Genomic DNA, 24,628 nt, shown 5'->3' with positions numbered 1-24,628 from the left:
TGTTGTTATTTCCCCTGAAGTGCTTTTAGAGCATTCTTGATAGGCTGTGGCGAATTGGTATCCGCCGCCCAATGAACCAAAAGTTCGTTAGCCCAAGGTTCATCCCTAATATTTGGAATTAACGGAGCTGGTCGTTTTGCAGCCGGAATCTCGCTGAGCAGTCCAACAAAAAGTGAGCCAAGTTGAGGAAATGCTCGGATGACATGCAGGCATCTTGTTAGTGAGGCATTGCTCCACTGGTCTGAACGAACACGCCTCATCAAGCGGGTTAGTACCCGTTCAGCTTCAGATTCCCCTAAAGACTGCAACTGCTTAACCAAGGGTTCCATCAAACTTTTAGCTTCCATTATTGCATCCAGAAGCGCACGTCCTTCCGGAGAAAGCTCGTCAAAGCTGGCAAGAGAAATGCCACGGTCTCTGCTCAAATATAGAAGCGGCCGAAGGTCAACGTTTGCCAAAGGCGGGGAAAGTTTCAGCCAGTCCGCAATAAAAGATACATCCCAGCTTGGGTCTGGTGCCTTGGCGGGTTCTCCTTTGACCAAAGCCTCTTCAATCTCTTTAAAGAACGTTGGCTTACCGTTTTCACTTCCTCCAACAGCCTTAACTAGGAACTCGAAGGCCGCAGGTGATGCGCATCGTTCGAATAACTGAAGTTTGACCAGTTCTTCGAAGGCAATTGTCATACCTTGTGCCTTGGCAACTGTTTCCCGAATCATGAGGTTATTCATAAATCGCTTGATAAGCCTAGGATTGCCTGCAATATGATCAGCAGTTGTGAGAAGGGGGGCTAGCTGATCAGCTAAATCAATTCTTTGTGTAAAGCCCTTTACGTCACCAAATGCCTCTGACATGGTTTTGCGGGTCAAAGCACCAGACCAGGATTTCTTCACCGCTTCCAATATTTTTGTCTGAGCCTGTTGTCGAACCTCTGGTTCCAGCTCATTTCTGCGTTCTGCCAAATCCGCAAATAACAAAACCAGGTAAGCTTTAACCTCATTGACACCAAGTCTCGGCACACGCAGCGGCACCTGAATCAGCTTGTCAAAATAGCTAGTAACGAGGTCGTCGTTAAAATTTGCACTTCCGAAATGGGCACGAACCGCCCCGCGTATCGGGGGTGTAAGCCCAAACCGCCGAAAATTCCGGCGAATCGTTTTCAAGCGTTACAGCCCCATTATTCCAGCTCCAATTTAGCTACAATTGCATCAAGGTCTATACTCTGTCCGCTATCTCTGAAAGCATAATGGCCATTAAAATGAATATTCCGCCAGGCCGCAGGCGAGACTTTCTTGATGAGTGCCAAAATCTTCAGTTTGGGGGATGCTTCATATTTGTCGAGTATCCGTGACAGGATAGCGGAATTATAATAAATGATCGCATTTGCGATTAGCCGCCCACATTCGTTACTGACCTCAATATCCAGATCCGTCCTGCCAGTGAGTTCCTTCTTGCCGCCAACCTGCGCGATTGCTGCTCGCAGTTGGTGATAAGATTCGATCCGGTTTTGCGAACGATGCGAGTTGCGCTCGATTTGTGGGTCGCGCAAATATCGCAATGTGTAAATGCTGCGGATTAGCTTATCGAACTCGAAGACCGCGCTACGGGTTGGGTTTGATTGCGTGTAGGTACATAATTTCCGAATCAGCGTACTTTGAGTCATTTCCTTGATCCCCAGAGTGGCCACGATCTGGTCGATATTGGATTTTTCGTCTTGAACCGCTTGTAAGTCGATACTCCCAACCGGCTTGATCAGGCATTTCTCGTATTTCATAGGATCGCCGCAACAATATAGATTCTTCAATTGCGTCTCAAGGTTAGTGAAGCGCGGTTCGAATCGCAATCCGAACCAGTGCGTGATTGCGAAATTGGCCTTATTAACGCTATGCATATCACCAGTAATCACCATTGGCACGATGTCGGATGTATTCTGGTACCAGATGTCGAAAACAAAATGGGCTTCATATTCATGGGCACCGATCAGCCCGCCATTCACGGGCACATGGTTACATAGCATGGTGTAGGCCACCACGCCTTTCCCCTTGCCAAAATGTTTTCTGGAATGCCGCGCTTTGATGGTTGGGTGTTCGACCCCAAGTTTTTGCCCATCAACGGCACCGTACAATACCCCTAGATCGAACGAGTAATGTGGAAAAATAGAAAGATCGGCGATAGCATTGCTGATAGCGTCGTTTGCTTTTTTCAGAGTGGATCGCCGTAAGTATTGCTGATGCGTGGTCTCCAAGATATGATAGGGAATATCGCTGGTCTGTGCCATTTTAAGATTGCCATAATTCATCGCTTGAGCCATGATGACCGCAAACAGACTGTCCTTGTCGGCGATTTGCTTAGCATAACGTGGCTGCAACGGTGTCATTGCCGACAAAAAGTGACATTGCTCATTAACAAAACGAAGTACATCGGCAATATTGCAAAAGCCCAGCTTGCTATAGAAACTTTCCTGGAGTGCTTTATCGTTGCTGGCCTTGTATTTATGCCATGTGAGTGTTTTGAGTTCACTATCGTATTCAAGGTGTTTTAGCTTTCCTTGGCGGAGATCGCTGTCAAATGCCAGCCAAAGACTATGAAGTTCATCGCTCAAGACTTTAAGTTGAGCTTCTATGGGCTGACGTACCCAGGGAATGTCTAATTGCTGGAGCACAGCCGGCATCTTCTCCAGGGAAACGAGTTCATGCGTGAAACATTGATGCTGGACGCTGTCTGTCAGGTAGAGTTCACCTGACTTGAAGCGTTTCCTGATTTGCCTATAAATCCAAAATTCGTACCGGTCAGCCTGCACACCTGTGGCTTTCCCTTCCGCATCAATGGTCAGCAGATAGCGTCGCAATCGCGGCGAGACGGTCTTTTCTATGCACGCGTTCATCGGTTGCTGCGACAAGCGTTGTTGTTTGGCAAACAAGCCCTTCATTAAAGTTAGCGCCGCCAACCACGGGTTATCCGGCACCGTACTGGCAAAATCGAGTGCGCAGTAAAGCGGACGCAAGTGCTTGCGACAATGAGCAGACAACTGTTCCACCACTTGCCAGCGCAATTCCATTTTATTTAATGGTTTCTCGCATAAGCGTTGACCAGTGATTTGTAATGTATCTTTAGGCATGATGGCAAAGGCCTGCTGACGGACTTCGCCGAAAGAAGTGTCATCGATAACCTGCTCATCGACATAGATCAGCAACAAGCGCCCAATCTGAGAGGTTTCCGGTTGTCGATTAGCCAGATGCTGGGTGATAAGCTTGTTAGCCTTGAGCTTGGTGTCGTCTTCGAGCTGCTTCATTCGGTAACCCAAGGCGTCAACCAGATTATCAGTCAGTTGCCGATAGCGAAGCCAGACGTAACATAATAAGTATAGATGGGTCTGTTCCTGCTTCAGGCGGCGAAGATCGTAGATCGTGTAAAAATGCGCGAGACTGGCGTAATAGTTAAGGTTTTGCTGAGAAATTTCCAATTTTGGCAAGAGCGTTTTAGCCAGTTGATATAAGGGTTCCAAGGCGGTGCGCTTCTGCCGCTCCAAAACCATCATGCGGTAACCAAAGTGTTTGGCGTCTTGTTTGAGAGCGGCCAATCCGGACAAAGTATCATCGCGCACAAGAAGTTGCTGGAGCGCCGTTTTGGCTGAATCGTCTAGCATCTCAGTGAGTAACACGCCCAGCCGCTTACGTTCGTTGGACAGTGTTTCGCTGATGAGAGACTGCAACGTCGTATAGCCTGGTCGAACGATCTTTTGATCATTTAAATAGGCGATAAGCTCAACCAAGATAAAACTGGGCGTGACATCGCGAGAGACAACCTGAGTAGCTCGTTCGACAAGTGCCGGTAAAAAATCTGCCGCCCATAGCCGATAGCCAAACAAGTCAACGATCAACGCGCGTTGTGCGTAATATTCATGCTTGGTTATCGGTATCGGAAGAAAGGCCAAATCATTGAAGTAGCGTGTCAGGATAAAAGTACAGTCATCTTTCACTTCATCCCAGGAAAATTGAAAGAAGGCCTGTTTGGCCTTGAAATAACCCATTTGCAATGCGCAGTAAACTTGAGCATGCACACTGCGTTGGTCGAGTACCCGTGCCAGTTCCTGTTCGGTGAAGATAAAATATTCCATCCGTTGACTGTCGTCAAAATCAGGCAGCCCATACAAGGCGAATTGCTCCTGGCTGGATAGAATGTTAAGTCTTTCGCTTTTAGTCAGCATATATCACATGCAAATTGTATCTGTAAAAACGAGCGTTAATATAGCACCATAATGGCTAGATGAAATATAATGAAAGACCTATCCATTTTGGATTGTTTTACGGTATATTTTAGGTTAAAACTTAACAGGCAGTATTTATGGGGAAAATCGTCGCTTATTTGCGTGCTTCTACCGACAAGCAAGACTTGAATCACCAAAAGTTGGAAATTTTGGAATTTGCGCGGAAAAAGGAGATACGGATTGATGAATTTGTCGAAATCACAATCTCATCGCGCAAAACCAGCAAACAACGCCGGATAGATGAATTGGCGGGAATGCTGACAGAGACCGATACGCTGGTAGTCACAGAACTTAGCCGACTGGGGCGAAGTACTGCAGAGGTCATCGCGTTAATCAATGCCCTGGTACTACGCAATATCCGCGTTATTACCATCAAGCAAAATCTGGATATTGCAAATCAGGATATGAATTCCAAGATCATTGTTACGCTGTTCTCGCTGTTTGGTGAATTGGAGAGAGATTTGATCAGTTTGCGCACCAAAGAAGCTTTAGCCGCAAAAAAGGCCAGTGGTCAGCAACTTGGCAAGCCAAAAGGTACTTTACAGAAAAGTAAATTCGACAATAGCTTGGATCGCATCAAGGAATTGCTCGGCTATGGCCTTTCTGTCAGGAAAATCGCAAAAGTGTTAGGCTATTCGAGTCACATCGCACTCAATACTTATATCAACAAACGCGGTTTACAGCAGTTGGTTAAGCGTTAGACCGCATCCCTATCGAAGCGATTGCGGGCAGTGGCTCTGGAATAATTGATATTCTATCTCAAGCTTTACTTGTTTTAGGGCCTATTAATCCAGTAGTTATGAGCATACAAGCTCTAAGCATAGATTGTCACAAAAATTTAATGTGAAATAATTGGCAAATATGATAATGTACGCTTGCGTACAATTAGCCCCTAGCCCCTAGCCCCTAGCCCCTAGCCCCTAGCCCCTAGCCCCTAGCCCCTAGCCCCTAGCCCCTAGCCATATCTTTATTTTGGGTTGGTAAAAAAGCCTGGGTCAGCCGATTGTGCTGCACTCTACCTGAACCAATCAAAACTTAAAGAAAGGAGAATCCCCCATGCTACAAGGAAAAACCCTGCTGGCCGCCAGCCTATTATTCGGTCTGGCCAGCTTTAACGCCCAGGCGACACTGACCAGCGAAACGGTCAACGGTCAAAATCTGGTCTACGACTCCGGCAATAACACCACCTGGACACAGGACGCCAATCTATTAGGCACTTGGGAAGGGGCTTATCAATCTACCAGCTACACTAATATTGTGACTGCCATCATCAATGCCAGCGGCGGCGTGATTCATGACACGCCCAATTATTATGATGGCTCCCTCAACAATTACGACGGCGCTAATGGCCGAGCCTATTCCGGCACCTACACACTGACTACTGCGGACTTTGGCAGTGGCGGCACAGTGGACTGGTGGGCCGGTCAAGCATTGGTACACTATCTGGATACCCAGAATTATGGCGGTTCCAACCAATGGGCCTTGCCAACTAGTAATCCCGTTTTTGGCTATGATAACGGCAGCCAACTGGGTGAATTGTTTTACAACGAACTGGGTGGCACAGCAGGCAGTTCCATCCCCTCAGGCCCGTTCAGCAATGTTCAAGCCTATGTGTACTGGTCTGGTACGGAGTATGCTGCCTATCCTGGCTACGCATGGTACTTCTATACCGTCTATGGCTACCAGAACCTCAGCTATAAGGACTTCCAGTTCTATGCATGGGCAGTCAGCCCCGGACAAGTGAACGCCGTGCCGGTACCAGGCGCTGTGTGGTTGTTTGGCACTGGCATGTTGGGATTACTGGGCTTGAAGCGACGCGGTCACGCTGGGTAATTGGGTGCTTTGGGTTATTTGGCCCTTTTGGGGGTCAAGGGGGCGATAGCCCCCTTGAGATTTTTTTTGGGGTAATAGCGGTTGGCGAGGGTAATATATGGCGCGTTACGAACATCTGCCCATTTACCGGGATGCCTTAAATCTGGCGGTACATTTTGAAAAAATCGTCGCCAGTTTTAGCCGTTACCACAAATACACCCTGGGTAGTGAGCTACGCAATGCCAGCCGTAAAGCGGTGACACTGATCATCCAGGCCAATAACCAAAGCGATAAACAGCAGGCTTTAAGAGTGTTACGAGATCACCTTGAAGAACTGCTGTTATTAGTCAGGATAGCCAAGGAAGCCCAGGCTTTCAAAAGTTTTAACGCCTACAGCCATGTGGTTGAGCTGACGGCAAAAGTTTGCAGACAGAACGAGGGTTGGCTGAAAAATCAAAGTCAGTCCCCGCAGAAAAAGCCGGACAAAAGCGCCAGAATGAGCTGACCGTAAAATCGTCAGTCCAGCGTGCCGAGTTGTATCATTGTGCGCCTGTTTCACCCGGTTTGCCGGGTATGGCCATACAGTGCGGAATACCGCTAGCGGATTTCCAAACGGTGGGTTGTTTTGCAACCATAAAGTAAACAGGCTATGCGTCTGCCTATGTGTACTGGTCTGGTACGGAGTATGCTGCCAATCCTAACAACGCATGGAACTTCAATACCAACAATGGCAACCAGAACAACAACAATAAGAACAACCAGTTCTATGCATGGGCAGTCAGCCCCGGAGAATGATAGCTTTTGAGCAACACCTAGAACTGTTCAGCTTCGCCAGTCTGTATCAGCATTATCTATTATGCCGCAGACACAAACGCAATACCTTTAACGCGTTGCGTTTTGAAGCTAGACAGGAACTGAATCTGCTGGAACTGTCGGCGGCGCTGCAAGATCGCAGCTATCGCCCATCCGCGTCTGTCTGTTTTGTTACTGAACGCCCGAAACTACGGGAAATATTCGCAGCCGACTTTCGGGATCGCGTTGTCCATCATGTGCTGGTGCATGAACTGGAACGCTACTGGGAGCCGGTATTTATTCATGATTCCTATGCCTGTCGCAAAGACAAAGGCATCCATAAAGCGGTAGATCGGCTGACCCAGTTTATCCGGAGCGCATCCGAAAACGGCAAGCGGCGGGCCTACTATCTGCAACTGGATGTGCGCAATTATTTCATGCGTATCGATAAGCACTTACTGTGGTCTTTTTTAAAGCCGCATATCGACAGCCCGGAAGTGCTCTGGTTATGTAAATTACTGGTGTTTCATGATTGTACTGCCAACTATAATTATAAAGGCAAACCGGGCTTGTTACAGCACATGCCGCCACACAAAAGCCTGCTGCAATGTGAAGCCGGTAAGGGTCTGCCCATAGGCAATCTCAACAGCCAGTTTTTTGCCAATGTTTATCTGAATCGCCTGGATCAGTTTGTCAAACATCAACTGAAATGCCGATATTATCTGCGCTATTGCGATGATTTTGTGCTGTTGGATACTAATCCTGAGCAACTCGCGGTCTGGCGCGAACAGATAAGACAGTTTTTGGCGGAAAGCTTATTACTGGCGCTGAACGATAGCCGTGATAAGTTAAGACCGGTCGGCAATGGCGTGGATTTTTTAGGCTACATCGTTCGTGCCGATTATAGGCTGGTCAGGCGGCGGGTCGTCAATAATCTACGTGGTAAATTACTTGGTTTTGAGCGTTTGCTGGTTAGGCAGCAATCAGAATATACCGTATATCGCTTTGATGAAACCGTGTTGGCACAATGCCGGTCTACGCTGGCATCCTATCTTGGTCATTTACGGCATGCCGATAGTTTTGATTTGCGCTGTTCCATCTGGCAGGAGTTCCCGTTTTTAGAACAGTATTTTAAAATTGATAACACGTATCTGGCCTTGCAGCTACGTTATGAACTTCCCAAACAGTTTTCCTGTACCCGCAGGCAATATAATTTCATAAAAAAACAGTTTGCGAGCGATGTGCTGCTTTTTCAGGTCGGTTGCTATTACGAATTTTATCATTCCGCAGACGATGGCCTTGCGGTATCCTTAGGCTTGAAACCACTCACCAAAAACCGGCGCGGAGCACGGTATGGTATGCCGCTATCTTGGGGTGCCAATATGGCTAAGCGATTGTTGGCGCAAGGTCGGCAGGTGTTATGGGTAATTGAGCAGGATAGTTTATCAGCGGGTGGCGTAAAATGCAGGCATCCGGCGGAGCGCTGGATTGGAATATCTGTAAAAGAAAAGTTGCTGGTCTGAGTTATGTGATTTAGAGTTTTAATACTTCCTGAATTTTCGGCGGTTTGGGCTTACACCCCCGTATCATCTGCTCATCGGCGGCTATGATGAAAGCAGTCCTGGGCATGAATAAAAGCAGCCTCATTGCTTCTAGTGTCGAAATAGCAGTGTCGGGCAAACAACGGTCAAGGTCGTCGACAAAGACTACTAAGGTCACGTCTAATCCTTCCAGAATTTCCTGAAATGCTATCCTCAGTCCTGCTATTTCATTAGGAAGTGAAATGGCTTCTTTATCCTTGAGTAAATCCTTCAAATCAGGCTGGAGCTCACCGTAGGCATCTTTGACCTTGGCTATGTCTTCGGCAGTAGGCATTCCCTCAGCCTTAAATAGCCCACCAACTGCTCCTATGACTGCACCCATAGGACCGGCAATAGCTCCCCCCATGACGACACCTTGTGCAACTGGGGCAATAAGCCTCGCCGCACGAAGCCACCTCACCCGTTTGGCGAAGTCCTTTGCTTTATCAAGAAAAGTTTTTCGCGACCCAGCCTCTTTGACCAATTTGTCTGACACCGACTGTAGTAACGCCATGCGGGCATCGTCAAAGCCTTGATATAACCAAGCGTTAAAGTCTAAGAAAATGTATTTCTCATCAGAATTATCGGATATTCGCAGGGATTCCGCGACCATCTTTACTAAGGAAGATTTTCCGACTCCCCAACTTCCTGACACTCCGATGGACAGTGGCTGTCCTGCAGAGTCTCGAATAAGTTGGGCCGCTGTATCAGCGACTACTGAAAAATTGAGTAGATCGGTCGATGTCTCGACGTCATGCCACATGTGACATCTCGCTTAAGTATTTGTGTAGCATCAATTTAATGCTCCTTTTTGAAAAAGTGCGTGCAAATAGCGCGTCGAATGTAGCTTCGGCCTTGGCTGTTCCAACGGATTGTAGACGTGTGAGCCCATTCACTTGCGATTTCTTGGTTTTACAAAACGCCATACAAACCCTTTTTTCTCCGGTGGGGCTTCATCAAATCGTTTGGCAGTAGCTTCAATCTGCTTTTTATTTCGAACAATTGTGCCCTTATCATGTTTTGCTAACGCCATTGCTGCCAAGCGCCTTAATTCCTGCCGATTCCGCTCGGTTGAAAAACTGAACTTAAACTCACATCTGAGTGCATCGAAAACTTTACTTAAGTAGAAAGAGTTTTTATGTTCTCGAACAATAAATTGTTCGACTTCTTTTTCCCAATTAGGGGGTCTTTGCTTAACAATCACTAAAAGAACAAGAAGTTCTCCCAAGCTGCTCTGGTTATTCTTGTTATAATTACTTAACAAAGCCCCCATTTTTTTCGAAAAAATATCATCTTGATACCATCCTACAACGTTATCTACTATTACAGTCATAATTCTTTCCCACTTGTCCTGTGGCGACTTAATTTCATCAAAACTTTTGTCTAAATAGAATCCCATTCCCTCAAAAGCGGCCTCCCTATGATGCGCTAAAATTGGTGACAACATTACTAAAATTTGACAAACTCGTATCCAACAAGTAACTACTTCCTCTAATAACCTTGTTTTAGCTTCTGGAGTCACATGATCACTGTTTCGTAAAGCTCGCGCGGCTCCTTTCATAGCATGAATCATCTGTTTTAATGAGGTTTCATTTATAAATGTAGCCAACTCTTGGTTATATGGTTTTGCACGATTGTAACCATGATCTGCAATTGCATCTTTTATTGCCGATGGCAACGATGACTCAGTCATGCTAAGTTCCACTTCTTGTTTTAATTTTTCTAGTGATTCATTTTTAGGTGTCCAGAGAGCATGCCTTAAAGGATTGAAATCTGCTGAGATACTAGTTCGTTTTAAGAAATCGGCATTCATATTCATCAAATCTTCAGTCAGACGATTAACTGCGTCAGACCGCCTCCTATCAATACCTGCATAAAACTCTATAATTTCAGGGAATGCTGAATATCTACGATCTGTCAATATAAATTCGGCAAAATTAGGATCATGATGCATTCTGTGGGCTGCAAAGAAGTATAACCAGTAATTGAATCGAAATTCAAACTCAGTGCCTTTCCTTACAAAAATGTGTTCCATGGCTAAAAATGCAAATAAAACTTCAATATCTAAGTCAAGTATTTGTAAGCTACAGTATTCTTGAACTTTGATATAGAAATCATTTTTTGAAAACGATTTTTTTCCAGACCGTATTAACCATTCGCAGAAAAAACCAAGAGCATATTCACAATCCTTTAAATCAGGTCGTGTTGCATAGCTTGGAATTTTATTAAATTGGTAAAATAAAAAATATAATACTCTACCAATCATTTCAGTACGATTAACTGGAGTGTCATCAAACGCTTGTTCAAAAAGCTTAAGAATTAACAAGCAATTATCTGGAGTCCGATAAATATTTAGAGCATCAATATCTTCAACTATTTTCTTTGTTACTAAATTATCATCCAAAGAACTTGTTCCTTGAAGATATTTAACGACTAATTCTCTTATCCTTGCCTTAGTCAATGCCCATAAATAAAGAATTTCGACAACTTCGTCGTTTTCTATCTCTATAGCATTTGCAATTTGTGCACAATCATCAACACCTTCAAGTAACACTATAGGAGTATTTATGTACACTGATTTTAGATTACGTAAAATAGCCCGTGTTCGTTTATCAAATAGACAGTTATCAATAATAAATCCAGCAATACTATTCTTTAGTATATTTAGCTCTTTGCATCTTGATTCAACATATGAAATAACTCCATTTTTACAAATTAGAATTTCAGTCATATCTATCATAACGATAGTAGTTGCATTTAAACGGTAATGTTCTAAGCTAACGTATCGACCTAAACAAGTTAATCCAAATTGCTTTGGAGCTCTAATGATACAAGGCCTAAAGTTTTCAACCAGATCGTTTTGAGTCATCATAACGATATCTGCACGATCTGAATGAGTTTCAGGCATATTTGCTATATCACGATCAACCCATAGACGTTTTGTTGAAGAATAGCAGGTTATTGCTTCTTCAAACTCAAACTGAAGGATAGACAGTGTGTCAGTCGTTACATTTGAAACAGAAGTATCGAATTCAATTGGAATATAATTTTTTGATGAAGGCACGAAAACTATTTTTCCTGAATCATCTCCAGCTAGGCTAGTTCCAAGTACAAATTTTTGATTTTTCGAGCTCCATTGACGATAAACAACCTCTATTGTTCCATTCGATGCATCAAAATTTATAAATGAATAGCCTAATAACTCTGACTTTTTAGTAAATAATGGTGGAGCAACACAATGAAATGAATTGCCAAACCCCCTATTTGAAAACGTAGCGGAGTTTTCATGGATATGACCAGAGAAAACTAACTGAAAACTACTAGATATTATTTTTTCTAATTCAGATTTCGCCCACTCGACTAACCAATCCAATGGATGATGCATCACAAGAATCCTGGTTTTGAATTCAGTTTCTGATAACCATTTATGTAATGATCGAGTATCGATCATAAGTTTGTTTTGGTCAGAGATATATTTATTTTCTGAATCAGATAGACCTCCGAATGAACACAGCGCCGTATTAAGACAATATACTCCAACATCGTCCGATAACGCCCAACCAGAGCCTCCAATATCTGATTCACAGGCAGTATATTTAGCGAATTTTTCTTCAAATTTTTTGTAGTTATTAAATTTTGATTCTAAAAAGGTCTGAGCGTTTTGTGGGAGATGATCATTGAACAACTGTTCATTAGTCATCTGTTCTAGCGTTGCTTTTTGAATTATTAATAAAGGTTTTAAAGCATCCCTTGAAATGTCGTGATTTCCTGGCGTACAAATCCGGTTGTCGTATAAAAAACCAGCAGCATTTAATTTTTTCGAAAAATTTGTTTCAATCGCAGCATAAAATTCTGACTTAGCGCCTTCAAGGACGATATCTCCAGAGAAAATCAAATAACGATTTTCACAACTTCTGATTTGACTCTGAATATCTTCAAAAAATCTATTGCATACTAAATCATTCTCTTCGTGCCAATTGGTACGATAGTGGAGATCAGAGATATGTAGAAACGTATACTTCATTTCATCGTCCAATTATTAAAAAATGTAGGCTTATTGTAGTGGATTGAAGTCCAACGGTGACGGGTAATGTCACATGGCACATCAGTTAGAACAGTAATTTCAGACTCATGGACTTGACGAAATCCGACACGTTTAGAAAAACCATCATTCATTTTAAAAAATTCCCAAGAATCGAATTTAGAGCATGATTACATCCATGCATCGCCCAACGCTTGAGCCTGCTGCAAAACCAGTTCAATAGCCGATTCCTGCTGATCCGGTGGATATTTATATTTCTTCAAAATCCTTTTAACCATCAATCGCAGCTTTGCCCGTATGCTTTCCCTAGTTGACCAATCAACAGTGATATTCTGACGCAGATTTTCAGTGAGTTCATGGGCGATTTTCTTCAGCGTTTCGTCCGACAGTTCCCGAACAGCCGATTCATTGTCGGCCAGCGCATCATAGAAGCGCAGTTCATCCTCGCTTAGCCCAAGCTCTTCGCCACGGTTGGCCGCTTCCCGAAATTTCTTGGCCATCGCTATTAGTTCTTCAATAACCTGGGCGGTTTCAATCGCGCGGTTCTGATAACGCTTAATCACGTTGGCCAGCAATTCGGAGAATTTCTTATCCTGAACGACATTACCGGCAAAGCGAGCCTTGATTTCACCTTCCAGCAACCTTTCTAGCAATTCTACCGCCAAGTTTCGTTCCGGAATGTTGCGCACTTCTTCAAGAAATGCGTCGTCGAGAATGCCGATATTGGGCTTGTCCAACCCCACCGCATCAAAAATATCCACCACTTCTTCCGAAACCACGGCAGAGTTGATAATCTGCCGAATCGCCAGCTCGCGTTCCTCGTCAGTGCGTTTTTTCTGACTGATGTCACGTTTGGTGAGAATGACTTTTACGGCTTGGTAAAACGCTACTTCTTCGCGTACTGCCTTGGCTTCGTCCAAGGTGCAACATAAGGTAAACGCCTTGCTCATGGCCAGCGCCGTGTCGGCAAAACGCTTCTTGCCGTCCTTTTGTTCCAGAACGTGATTGGCGGCGCCGGCCAGGCGCTTATGACCAGCCGTTAAAAAATCGCTGTAATCAAAGCCGTACATCAGGCCTCGCAAGATGTCGAGTTTTTCCTCCAGCACCGCATAGGCTTCAGCCGCATCTACGGTGGGCCGTCCACGACCATTGCTGGCCGTGTATTCCTTCAAAGCGCTACGCAATTCATTGGCAATGCCAATGTAATCGACCACTAGACCGCCCTGTTTGTCCCTGAATACCCGATTAACGCGGGCGATAGCCTGCATTAGATTGTGGCCTTTCATGGGTTTATCAACGTAAAGGGTATGCATACAGGGCGCATCAAAACCGGTGAGCCACATATCACGAACGATGACTAACCGTAGCGGATCGGCAGGGTCTTTAAAGCGTTTCTCAAGCCGCTTTTTTGCCTGTTTGCTGTAAAGATGTGGCCGCAGTAAGGCTTTATCACTGGCGGAACCGGTCATTACGATCTTGATTGCGCCTTTTTCGGGGTCGCTATCGTGCCAATCCAGTCTGAGTTTGATGATTTCATTGTATAAATGGACGCAAATCTCCCTGCTCATGGCGACAACCATGGCTTTTCCGGTTTGCGCTTTGTTGCGTTCTTCAAAGTGGGCAACCAGGTCGGCAGCCACGCTGGCAATCCGCGACTCGGCACCGACTACTTTTTCCAAGGCCGCCCAACGGCTTTTTAGTTTGGATTGCTGGTCTTCCTCCTCATCCTCGGTCAGTTCATCGACTTCAGCATCAATATCGGGCAAATCTTCGGCTTTCAACGCCAGCTTGGCCAGCCGGGATTCGAAATAAATACCGACCGTTGCACCATCCTCCTTGGCCTGCTGCATATCATAGATATGGATGTATTCGCCAAATACGGAACGGGTGTCACGATCCTCCAAAGAAACCGGGGTACCGGTGAACGCCACAAAAGTGGCATTTGGCAGTGCATCACGTAAATGTTGGGCGTAACCCACCTGAAACGCGTTCTGGTAAGCAGGTGGCGATTTATCCGCTACTTTTTGTAAAGCTAATTCATCATTAGTTGCGGTGGACGGTGCCTTAATCGTCGCTGTTTTAATGGTTTTGAGTTTGGCTTCAAAACCATACTGGGTGCGGTGGGCTTCGTCCGCAATCACGATAATGTTGTGGCGGTCGGACAGCATCGGAAAAATATCTTCATCGACACCCGGCATGAATTTCTGGATGGTAGCGAAAATAATGCCGCCGGAAGGCCGATTGCTGAGTTTGGTTCGCAGGTCTTGCCTGGTTTCCACTTGCACTGGCTGTTCGCGCAACAAGTCCTGGGCCAGCGAAAATACGCCGAACAATTGCCCATCCAGATCGTTGCGGTCGGTAATAACCACGATGGTCGGATTCTCCATAGCCGGTTCCTGCATGACTCTGGCCGCAAAGCAGGTCATGGTGATGCTTTTGCCGCTGCCTTGCGTATGCCAGACCACGCCACCTTTATGAGTGCCGTCCGGTCGGGAAGCGGTCACGACTTGGCCGATGGCTGTTTGTACAGCATGATATTGGTGATAACCGGCAATCTTTTTAACCAGTGTGCCATCGTCTTCAAACAGCACAAAAAATCGCAGATAATCGAGAAAGGTGGCTGGATTCAGCAAGCCGCGTATCAGTGTTTCCAACTCGTTGAATTGTCCCAAGGGGTCGAGAGCAACCCCATCAATGGTGCGCCATTGCATGAAGCGTTCTTCGTCACTGGTCAGAGAGCCTAAGCGCGCTTCACTGCCGTCAGTAATCACCAGCACCTCGTTGTACTGGAACACATCCGGAATTTGCTCTTTATAGGTCTGAATCTGGTCAAACGCCTTCCAGATGTCGGCATTTTCATCGGCCGGGTTTTTCAACTCCAGCAACCCCAATGGCAGACCATTGATGAACAGGATGATGTCAGGGCGGCGGGTGTGTTTCGGCCCTTTGATGGAAAATTGATTTACCGCCAGCCATTCGTTGGCGCTAACTTCGGCAAAATCGATCAGGCGGACAAAATCGCCTATGGTTTCACCGTCTTTTTGATATTGAACCCGTACCCCATTAACCAGCAAACGGTGAAAGTGGCGATTAGCAGCCAGCAGTCCGGGTGCATCAAGATTCAAAACTTGCTGCAAGGCATCTTCACAGGCGACCAAAGGAATTGCTGAGTTAAGCCGATTTATGGCTTGACGCAAGCGTTCGACTAGAATTACCTGAAGGTAGTTACTACGCTCTGCGGCGATACCGTCTACGGCAATATCGGGGCCATTGATCGAGGTATAGCCCACTTCGGTCAGCCAGCCCAACGTTTCTTGTTCCAGTTGGTCTTCGGTCATTTCAAGGCTCCGTGCTGGATGCTTCGATTCAATATGAACCTATGGTTTGCTTTAAAGCACTTAAGGATATGATTTATTTTGATTTTTTCTGCTTTAGCAAAAGCGAATAAGGTTTGCATTAAAGCACTCCTTACGCCCAGAAAGGTAAATAGCGGGCATAACGGGTAGACAAGCTATCAGACTCATCGGCTTTGATAAATCCCGCATCTTTAGTCGCCCCAATCACCAGTGAAACGGTCGCGGTTTTCGATTCGGGAAGCTTAAAGCGCTCCCGCAAACTCTGGTTAGACATCCGTTGATTGCTCACATACTGCAAACAGCAATGTTGATAACAAGCACGTATCCGATCCGGCTTACTCATCTCGGCGAAATCTTGATGGGCAAACAGTACCGCCGTTGTTCGTGTCTCTCCAACGCGAAAATCCGGCGCCGGCAATTGAAATACTTCGGCAGCGCTGACGACCTTATCGATACCGCTGCCCTTTTCTTCACAAACGCCCAATCGACGCATCAAATCCGCCAACCGCTCATTTCGAGAACGGTACTCATCAATGAAGCGTTCCACCTTGATCGGCGGCAAACCGGGATTCGATACTTCCAATCTATCGGCATACATTTCGATCATGACCGATGTACCTGAGGCTTGAAAATCCTGATGTACAAGCGCATTGGCGATCAACTCACGTATGGCCTGACGCGGAAACATTTTTACTTCCTCACGCACCACCTGTTCAACAAAATGATTCTGGGGTGCTGCGGAATGTACAAAATCGACCAAGCTCTCAAAGCCAACAGCATAACCAGGCACCCTAACTTTGTCCTCACGAGTGACCAGTTTGTTGACGCCGTCGTAAATCACCACACGCGGGGCCTTACGCGCTAAATCTGGAGAGAAGGCATCCATCCGCTTTGCCAAAAGAATAGCGGCTAAATTAGTAATGAGCCAACCACTGGGTTGCTCTGTGATCAAACGTTCCTGCGTTAACCTCGCCAGCACCCCATCCCGCGAAGTCGGATAAGGTAAGCTGATCAATTCAAAGAACGATTGCGTATCCAAAAGTGCAATCACTTCATCGGCTGTCGCTTCTTTACGGGCCACTTGATCGAACCAGTCAGGTTCGCCTTCTGCCATAATTCGGCGCAATTGATCCGAACTCATGGGTACTAATTCTTCACCGGCCCGCATCAAATAAGCACCTTCATAATGGAACGGCGTTCCTACTGGACGTGGTGGAACTTCGAATACCAGCACTCGGCCATCGGGGTGCTGCAATTCGGTAATCTCAACTCGAAAGCGTAGCGCTTCCAATATTCGTGCTTTGATTTCTCCGGTATTCTGAAATGCCTGTGTGCCGACAACCCGGCGCGGCGGCTTGTCGCTGATGCCCAACACCAGATGACCACCGCCTTCATTAGCCAAGGCCACGCAGTAACGCAGCAATTTAGTTGTGTCGTATTGCTGCTTGGCTTCTTTGAATTCCAGATGTTCGTCTTCACGAACACAGGTTAGCCAACTTTTAAGCGTATCCAAGGTGATCACGCAAAATCCTCGATAAGGTTTTCGGCATCTGGCAAGCCCATTTGTCCAGAGATCAGGCGGGGAAGTAAGGTATCACGAAGGGAAGCTAGGGTTTTGGCTTGATGAACGTTTGCCATTATTCGCCCAATCAACGGCTTGATCGCGTTACTGAAATTTTCGGCCAATAGCTCAGGTGGAATACAGATAGAATAGGCTGCCAGATCCTTCCAATTTATACGAGGCATTTTTGCGCCATTAGACAGACGCTCGGCATAGTCAATCAGCAACGTACTGAACAAATTCATTGCAACAACACCGAAATAGGCTGGATTGATTGGGTTGCAAACCAGAATATCCGTCGAACAGACACCAGCAAATGGGGCAATCACTACCTTGTGGAAATAAGGCCGCAGTTTACCAAAAAGAATATCGCCTTCAGCGAAGGCTGCTTTAGCGCTTTCAAGCTTTTCGGCATTACCCCAATCTGAAAGAGAAAGAGATTTTCGGGGAATATGCTCAAGCCCAACATAATGCTGACCGGCGTGTAGCTCCGATGGTTGTATTTGCCGCCTTGAAGTCTGTGCAATGTCACCAAGCGATCCTATTCGCCACCCCATCGGCAACAACCCCAGTTCAGTTTCCACAAAGCTATCAGGAAACAGTGCGACTGTCGCTTCGTCCATGCCTTCCGGGATGCGGCCTTGCTGTTTGGCGTGGACGGGATCGAAATCGACAAACCATGATTTGAACAGCGCCTGGGCGATAGCTTCGAGCGTGGCGTTGGTTTCTCGCAAGAGGGCGATACGATTGTCAAGAGCGTCAAAAATCTCGGCAATCTGCACCTGCTCATTCAAACTTGGCAGGACTATTGCCATCTGTCGAAGATGGGATGGTCCAAAATGCTTGATAACACTTCCAGTTGCCATTTGTTCCGCCTGCTTTACGAATGCCGCAGAGGACAAAAATGCGCGAAGATACTTGTGGTTAAGTTTGGAACTTGAACTCCGAAAACGAATAATACCCGTATATGCTATTGAGCCTACGGCATTGCTGCCAACAACGCTCACTCGCCCAAGAGATGCGCTCGTACTGATCAATAAATCGCCTTCCTGCAAGGCGAAATGACTCCATTTTTTGGCAACTTTCTCTGGGTTAAGGAAATTACAGCCAGCTGGGTGTACGACTGGAGTTTCAATATTTCTTAGCCGTAGCAACGGCACTCCTGAGTCGTGGAAGTCTTTGGCCAAAATGCCAGGCCCTTCCTGAAAGTCAGTTACAGCCTCAATGGGTAGAACATCCCAATCATCTGGAATCCTCCCCTTCAAATCCAAAGATGAAGGGCTATCAAAATTCATATCCCAGTCCTCCAATCTTCTGCCGGATCAACTGATCGAGTTCCGCGCCTTTAGCCATCTGTTCGCCCAGCTTTTCAGTGAGCTTTTGCATCTTGTCGGCAAAAGCTTCGTCATCATCTTCCACTTCTTCAGCACCAACATAGCGGCCTGGGGTGAGAACATGACCGTGTTCGGCAATTTCGGCCAGTTTGACGCTACGGCAGTAGCCCGGAACATCCTGATAGTCGCCGGCACCATCTTCGCCACGCCATGCTGCAACCGTACCTGCAATTCTATCGATTACTTCATCGGTAAATTCCGTCTGCACCCGGCTGATCATTTTGCCCAACTTACGGGCATCAATGAACAGCACTTCGCCCTGGCGACTGGTTTTTTGTTTGGCGAGAAACCATAGACAAGCCGGAATCTGAGTATTGAAGAACAGTTGACCGGGTAAGGCAATCATGACTTCCACCACATCGGCATCGACCATGGCTTTGCGAATCTCGCCTTCGCTGTTCTGGCTGGAACTCATAGAGCCATTAGCCAACACAATGCCGGCACGACCATTCGGTTTCAGCTGATAAAGCATGTGCTGCAACCAGGCATAGTTGGCGTTGCCTTGCGGCGGTGAGCCATAAACCCAGCGAGGGTCGCCTTCAAGACTACCGTGCCACCAATCGCTAATGTTGAACGGCGGATTGGCGAGAATAAAATCCGCTCGTAAATCCGAGTGCTGATTACGGGTGAAGGTGTCTGCCGGCTCGCGGCCCAGGTTAAAATCAATGCCGCGAATGGCAAGATTCATAGCCGCCAAGCGCCAGGTAGTCGGGTTGGATTCCTGACCATAAATAGACACATCGCCCAGCTTGCCGCCATGGGCTTCGATGAACTTTTCCGACTGCACGAACATACCGCCGGAACCGCAACAGGGGTCATAAACCTTGCCATGATGCGGAGCAAGTACAGCTACCAATGTTTTTACAATACTGGCAGGCGTATAGAACTGACCGCCTTTCTTGCCTTCGGCGCTGGCGAACTGGCCGAGGAAGTATTCATAAACCTGTCCCAGCACATCGCGGGCTTGGCCGGGGTCGTCACCAAAGCCAATAGTGGAAACCAGATCGACCAGTTCACCGAGTTTACCGTCTGGCAATTGTGCGCGGGCATATCGTTTGTCCAGTATGCCTTTTAATTTGGGGTTTTCGACTTCGATAATGGATAAAGCATCATCAATACGTTTGCCAATATCCGCTTGCTTGGCGGTAGCTCGTAAAGCTTCCCAGCGAGCGGTTTCCGGTACCCAAAAGACGTTGACTTCCTTGTAGTAATCGCGGTCTTCCAGTTCGGCGGCAAGCATTTCATCGTCGCATTCATGCAGGAAATACTCGTCGTTTTCGTCCTTAAAGCGCCGGGTCAATTCTGACCGACGAGCGGCGAAGGTATCAGAGATATACTTGACGAAGATGAGGCCAAGCACCAAATGCTTGTATTCGGCTGCATCCATATTCGCCCGTAGTTTATCTGCGGCAGCCCAGAGAGTCCTTTTTATGTCATCCAGCATGATTTTTAAGTGTACAAGGTCAAAAGTGACTAATTATGTAACGAATTACACCCCCTATTGAGTTATTTTAAACAATAACCCCTTTTTAATTTTTTGACCGCTGATTTTTTGGCTGGCCAATTCTGCTTATTGTTCTGAGGTAAACCATTCCTTCCTAACCATACCGGGAGAACCCACTCGGCCCATTCCTTGATCAACGACCAATCATCAAATAGACTAGGCGTCACAAACATCTGAAAAAAACGATGCATGTTTTGTTTGGTGTCGTGACTTTTCAAATAAATAGGATTCATGGCTCACCTCAGTTATTTAGCGATTTTCGGCATAGATCAGGTATCGCACTCTTTTAATATGGTATAGATAGTTTGCCTGGTAACATTGAAGTGCCTGGCAATATCAATTTTGGCAGCACCACCATTGAACATCGCTAACACCATATCTTTATCTTTTTCGTTGAGCGCATCAGGCCGACCGAATTTTTTGCCTTTCCTCTTAGCAGCGGCCAAACCCGCCTTAACACGCTCACGAATCAAACCACGCTCAAATTCTGCAAGAGACCCGAATATGTGAAAAATCAATTTACCAGTTGGACTAGTGGTATCGATATTTTCCGTTAAGGACTGAAAGCCAATATGGCGATTTTCCAGATCAGTCACAGTCTCGATAAGATGTTGCAAACTACGACCCAATCGATCCAGTTTCCATACTATTAATATATCCCCTTCCCTGAGGGACTTAAGGCATTGCTGTAATTCTGGTCGATCTGTTTTTGCGCCGGATTGCTTTTCTTCGTAAATCCGTACGCAACCTACAGAATTCAGAGCATCTAGTTGGAGCTGGGTGTCTTGATCATTGGTCGATACTCTGGCGTAACCAATCTTCACTTGTAAAAGTCCCAATCAGAAATTGTCGCACAAATAGATGTCATTTTTATTGTATGGAAAGGACTGAAGACTAAATTAACCTATGATTATTTAACTATAACACGAATTTACTTTTTTTACTTAGTTATTTAACGTTTATTGAAGGCTTTTGGAATTCAAAACCGAAATGGAAGTGGTCATCGGCAAAAAGTTAAAAAAACACTTGTTTGTTTAACGTTTGTGTTTTGAGAGGTTATCCCCAAAATCTATGGTTAACTCTGTAGTAAGGCTGCAATCATGCCAATTGTGTTTGAGCTAGGTTATTTTGCCTTCACAGGCAGATACGCGAAGGTGCTATGGTGGTAAAGTTCAACAGTTTGTTACAATTTTTTTTATCAGGATGCCTGTAAAACTTTGAATTATAATACTTCAAAAATTTCTGGGGTTAGGGCTTAGAACCCCATGAACTTTAGGAAAAACTTGTTTTGAATTATTTTGTTATCATCAAGCATAGTGTTGTAATCAACATGATCTAGGGAGTTTATAAAATTTTGAGATACGATAAATCGCTCTTTATTTATCAAGATGTACTCGTTGAGAAAATATTTATTTTGTACTAAAAATTCCATTAATTTATTAGATGTTTTGTCTTTGAAGGTTGCTAAAATTAATTTCTGCTTTCCATCATTGAATAGCAAGAATATGAATATATAAGCGTGCTTTAATGGAATTCCTAGAATGGTTTCAATATCATGTCTAAGTTTTGAGAACTGAACCATATTATTAGGAACATCGTCTATGATTTTAAATTGCATAATTGACCCTCCTTTATCAATGCTATGACTCAAGTTATTAAATAACTTCTGATACCTTTTTAGATTTTTAGCTTGGCCGTGATAGTTTTTTTTTAACAACCTTATATCTTCATGCTTTTCTGGAGAAAAAATTAGTGTACTTAATGTTTTAATTTCATCATGTATTAATGAAATCTCTTTTTTTAGTGTTCTTAGACTTTGCTTTTGAACGAAATCCTGATTAATTGTAAAAGTTCCATTTTCAAAGCTAGTAAAAATTTTCTTATCATGTGCCGCACAAAAACCTGGGAAAGTCGTGGCACTTTTCACGTTTTCTTTTTTGAAATAAAATCGTCTTATATTGCCTTTGAAATCTCTAGCAAGTATGTTAACTTCGTTATTTTCATCTGAAATTTGAGATAAGAAAATACCTTTTGAAATTTCATGTGAATCAATAGCCACTTCCTTACAACCTAAAAAATTGCAAAGTTTTTGTTCACTCTTAATGCTTTTTAGTTTATTTAGTTTTTCTTTTAAATATTTGTTCTTATTTTCTGATGGGCTGTAATAGTTTATTAGTTTTATCATGTTTTCAAGCATGAAAGCCTCCAAAATAAACAAATGTTGTTTGCAAAAAATTATAATCCATATAGGGCATATCATTACACACATCTTTTGCAATACAGGCTAAATCAATTCCCAGGGTCCCGCAAAATGCAGGCTGCGGGTACCCATACGAGAAGTCATTAGACTTAACCTAACGTTGTTCAGCCGAATTTGGAATTTAATAGTTATTACCTTAATGTAAGGTCGTTATTTGGCCCCAACCGTGCCAACAATGCCGCATTCTGCTCCTGCATCGCCAAAAACTTACCAACCAATTCCGCCGCATGTTCTCGGGCGTTTGCCGCTGATTGTATGGCTTGATCAAGTTGTTTTTTCTGATTATCCAACTCTTGTGTAGCAATGCTTCTCTGTTCCTGGTGCGCCTCTACCAATGCTTCGGCAGCCACTAACGCTTTGGTCAGTTCGGACTTAGTGTTATTACTCTCCGCGGTGATGGATAATGTTAATTTTTGCTGATTGGCCAATGCACTACGCGCTTGATATATTTCCTCATGCGCTCTATCCAATTCGGTACGAAGATCGGCAGCCCGGCGATCAATCTCGCCGACCTGTGCTTCTGCACGTTCTGCTCGGGTCAATGACTGGGCTAGTTCTGTCCGGATTCCGGCCAACTCATCAGCGGCCAGTTTTGCGGCCTCCTGATGCGCAATCGCCGCATCAGCGGCCTGGGATTTTAATAGATCAAACTCGGCGGCTTGCGCCTCATAAGCATAGGCTAATTCCTGCCGCATTTCATCTAACTCGGCTCGCTCTGTATCCCATGCGGATTGAGCAGTCCGTAGACTCTCGTTCGCCAACTCCTGAGCTTGCGTCCACAGCGCAACCAACATCTGATGATTTGCCTTAACCATGGCGTCCGGTATATGCACAGCCACCGGCGCTGCTTGAACGCTCTGGGCGCGTCGCCATTCGCGCATGATAAAAGAAGCCGCATTCATGTCTACACGGGCATATCGTCGTACCTCGTCAACAGTTGGGAAGCTTTGCCGACCGGCTTGTTTGTACAAATCGTTTGCAGCCTGGATGATGCGTTCACGTACATCGGCGAGGATAGGGGTAACTAATTGACTCATGGGTAACGTCCTAAAAAATAACATCATCAGAATAATAATCTGATTATTCTTATCTCATAAGAGCGAAAGAACGCCAGAATCGGACTCTTTAAAATTTCCGGCCATTTGGCTGTTGACGCGGAAATTTCACTTTAGCAGCATCAGCATTAATTTGATGGGTCGGTTACAACTGGATGCGCGAATGGGCGACTTATGAGGCAAATGTTTATTAACGGAGAAATCAAAACTGGCGATACCTGCAAAACCTGCATGACTTCCTGTACGGAAATTAGCTCCATTACTTCGAACAAACTAATAATAACTTCTCAAGTCCGCGTAACACGCGTTATTAAATAAATTTTGGCATGTCAAAGAACTGATTTGGAGGTTGTAAGATGGTTTTTGACCTTCATTCAACGTCGTTGACCTATCACTGCCCCTTCACTGACTGTCATTGACCATTCACTGAACGTCATTCACCCATCACAGCCCTGCATGGACCATACAAACTTATATCAACATTTATTCTTAATCGAAAACTTCACTATTTATTCAATTTAACGGGTTGACAAAAAATAAAACTCAAAATAGAATTTTTACCACTTTAACCGTTGCAAGTTGCGGTTCACTTGTAGTGCCAGTTCAGCACTTAAAATAAGGAACCTGTTAAGCGCTCCGGCGTGATTATTTTTAACGGCTTGCCGTGATGTTATTTTTTAGGGCTATCCGCACTTGTGTGGATTATCCCTTTATCTAGGCTGAGACTATGCTATCAACAGGCCTAGATTTAAGCTATTCTGGTATTCCGCCAGACCTCAACCCGCGTGCCTTGGTGCGCATTCAAAAAATATTCGCTAGAGCGTGTTAGCAAGCTGCGTCCGAACAGCGCTATTGGTATTGCATTTTATCTTTGAAATGCCGAATGTTTGCCGAAACCCGCTTCCACAAACAGGATTCCGATCTTTTGTTTTTAAAAAAATCGGTTGTACCAATTCTCAACTATCGAATACTCCCCCCAGCGTCCGCCTTTGACCAAATCGAGAAACG

Annotated in this window: 15 protein-coding genes; 4 read left to right on the top strand and 11 right to left on the bottom strand. The window is 45.2% G+C overall.

Going from position 1 to position 24,628, the window contains the following annotated elements; translation table 11 throughout:
* Positions 1 to 5: 5 nt before the first annotated feature.
* Together ABH008_RS21945 and ABH008_RS21940 are read right to left on the bottom strand one after the other, a co-directional pair.
* Positions 6 to 1,160 (bottom strand): P-loop NTPase fold protein, encoded by a 1,155-nt coding sequence (locus ABH008_RS21945; RefSeq protein WP_347987740.1) that lies wholly within the window; start codon positions 1,158 to 1,160, stop codon positions 6 to 8.
* A 14-nt stretch (positions 1,161 to 1,174) separates the two neighbouring features.
* Complete coding sequence (locus tag ABH008_RS21940; RefSeq protein ID WP_347987739.1) at positions 1,175 to 4,204, bottom strand: Tn3 family transposase; 3,030 nt, start codon at positions 4,202 to 4,204, stop codon at positions 1,175 to 1,177.
* A gap of 137 nt (positions 4,205 to 4,341) precedes the next feature.
* Between ABH008_RS21940 and ABH008_RS21935 the strand changes: the two genes are divergently transcribed.
* From ABH008_RS21935 to ABH008_RS21920, 4 genes are all read left to right on the top strand, one after another.
* Entirely contained in the window at positions 4,342 to 4,965 is a 624-nt protein-coding gene (locus tag ABH008_RS21935; RefSeq protein ID WP_347987738.1) for a recombinase family protein, read from the top strand.
* A 355-nt stretch (positions 4,966 to 5,320) separates the two neighbouring features.
* Positions 5,321 to 6,097 (top strand): DUF1566 domain-containing protein, encoded by a 777-nt coding sequence (locus ABH008_RS21930; protein WP_347987737.1) that lies wholly within the window; start codon positions 5,321 to 5,323, stop codon positions 6,095 to 6,097.
* Between the two features lie 97 nt (positions 6,098 to 6,194).
* The gene (locus ABH008_RS21925) at positions 6,195 to 6,581 is read left to right on the top strand and encodes a four helix bundle protein (protein ID WP_347987736.1); all 387 of its coding nucleotides are present in this window, start codon (positions 6,195 to 6,197) and stop codon (positions 6,579 to 6,581) included.
* Between the two features lie 265 nt (positions 6,582 to 6,846).
* Positions 6,847 to 8,391 carry a reverse transcriptase domain-containing protein gene (locus ABH008_RS21920; protein WP_347987735.1) on the top strand — a complete coding sequence of 515 codons (1,545 nt, stop codon included), beginning with the start codon at positions 6,847 to 6,849 and terminating at the stop codon, positions 8,389 to 8,391.
* 10 nt (positions 8,392 to 8,401) lie between these two features.
* Here the strand turns inward: ABH008_RS21920 and ABH008_RS21915 are convergent, their stop codons facing one another.
* The 9 genes from ABH008_RS21915 to ABH008_RS21875 all read right to left on the bottom strand — a co-directional run bounded on the left by ABH008_RS21915 (position 8,402) and on the right by ABH008_RS21875 (position 23,602).
* Entirely contained in the window at positions 8,402 to 9,211 is an 810-nt protein-coding gene (locus ABH008_RS21915; protein WP_347987734.1) for a P-loop NTPase fold protein, read from the bottom strand.
* A 129-nt stretch (positions 9,212 to 9,340) separates the two neighbouring features.
* Positions 9,341 to 12,472, bottom strand: coding sequence for a metallophosphoesterase (locus ABH008_RS21910; RefSeq protein ID WP_347987733.1), 3,132 nt, complete (start codon positions 12,470 to 12,472; stop codon positions 9,341 to 9,343).
* A gap of 188 nt (positions 12,473 to 12,660) precedes the next feature.
* A complete protein-coding gene (locus ABH008_RS21905) occupies positions 12,661 to 15,828 on the bottom strand; it encodes a type I restriction endonuclease subunit R (RefSeq protein ID WP_347987732.1) in 3,168 nt (1,055 codons plus the stop codon).
* A 130-nt stretch (positions 15,829 to 15,958) separates the two neighbouring features.
* Positions 15,959 to 17,368 carry an ATP-binding protein gene (locus tag ABH008_RS21900; protein ID WP_347987731.1) on the bottom strand — a complete coding sequence of 470 codons (1,410 nt, stop codon included), beginning with the start codon at positions 17,366 to 17,368 and terminating at the stop codon, positions 15,959 to 15,961.
* Positions 17,365 to 18,702: a restriction endonuclease subunit S gene (locus tag ABH008_RS21895; protein ID WP_347987730.1), complete on the bottom strand. Its 1,338-nt coding sequence runs from the start codon at positions 18,700 to 18,702 to the stop codon at positions 17,365 to 17,367. Before ABH008_RS21895 ends, ABH008_RS21900 begins: the two co-directional genes overlap by 4 nt.
* A complete protein-coding gene (locus ABH008_RS21890; protein WP_347987729.1) occupies positions 18,692 to 20,245 on the bottom strand; it encodes a class I SAM-dependent DNA methyltransferase in 1,554 nt (517 codons plus the stop codon). Before ABH008_RS21890 ends, ABH008_RS21895 begins: the two co-directional genes overlap by 11 nt.
* Before the next feature lie 329 nt (positions 20,246 to 20,574).
* Entirely contained in the window at positions 20,575 to 21,129 is a 555-nt protein-coding gene (locus ABH008_RS21885; protein WP_347987728.1) for a recombinase family protein, read from the bottom strand.
* A 431-nt stretch (positions 21,130 to 21,560) separates the two neighbouring features.
* Entirely contained in the window at positions 21,561 to 22,502 is a 942-nt protein-coding gene (locus tag ABH008_RS21880) for a hypothetical protein (RefSeq protein ID WP_347987727.1), read from the bottom strand.
* A gap of 194 nt (positions 22,503 to 22,696) precedes the next feature.
* Positions 22,697 to 23,602, bottom strand: a complete 906-nt coding sequence (locus tag ABH008_RS21875) for a DNA-binding protein (RefSeq protein ID WP_347987726.1) — start codon at positions 23,600 to 23,602, stop codon at positions 22,697 to 22,699.
* Positions 23,603 to 24,628 lie beyond the last annotated feature (1,026 nt).

The organism is Methylomonas sp. AM2-LC (assembly GCF_039904985.1).
Taxonomy (GTDB): domain Bacteria; phylum Pseudomonadota; class Gammaproteobacteria; order Methylococcales; family Methylomonadaceae; genus Methylomonas.
The sequence above is the reverse complement of the archived record's forward strand: the minus strand, read 5'-3'. Positions and strand labels throughout refer to the sequence as shown.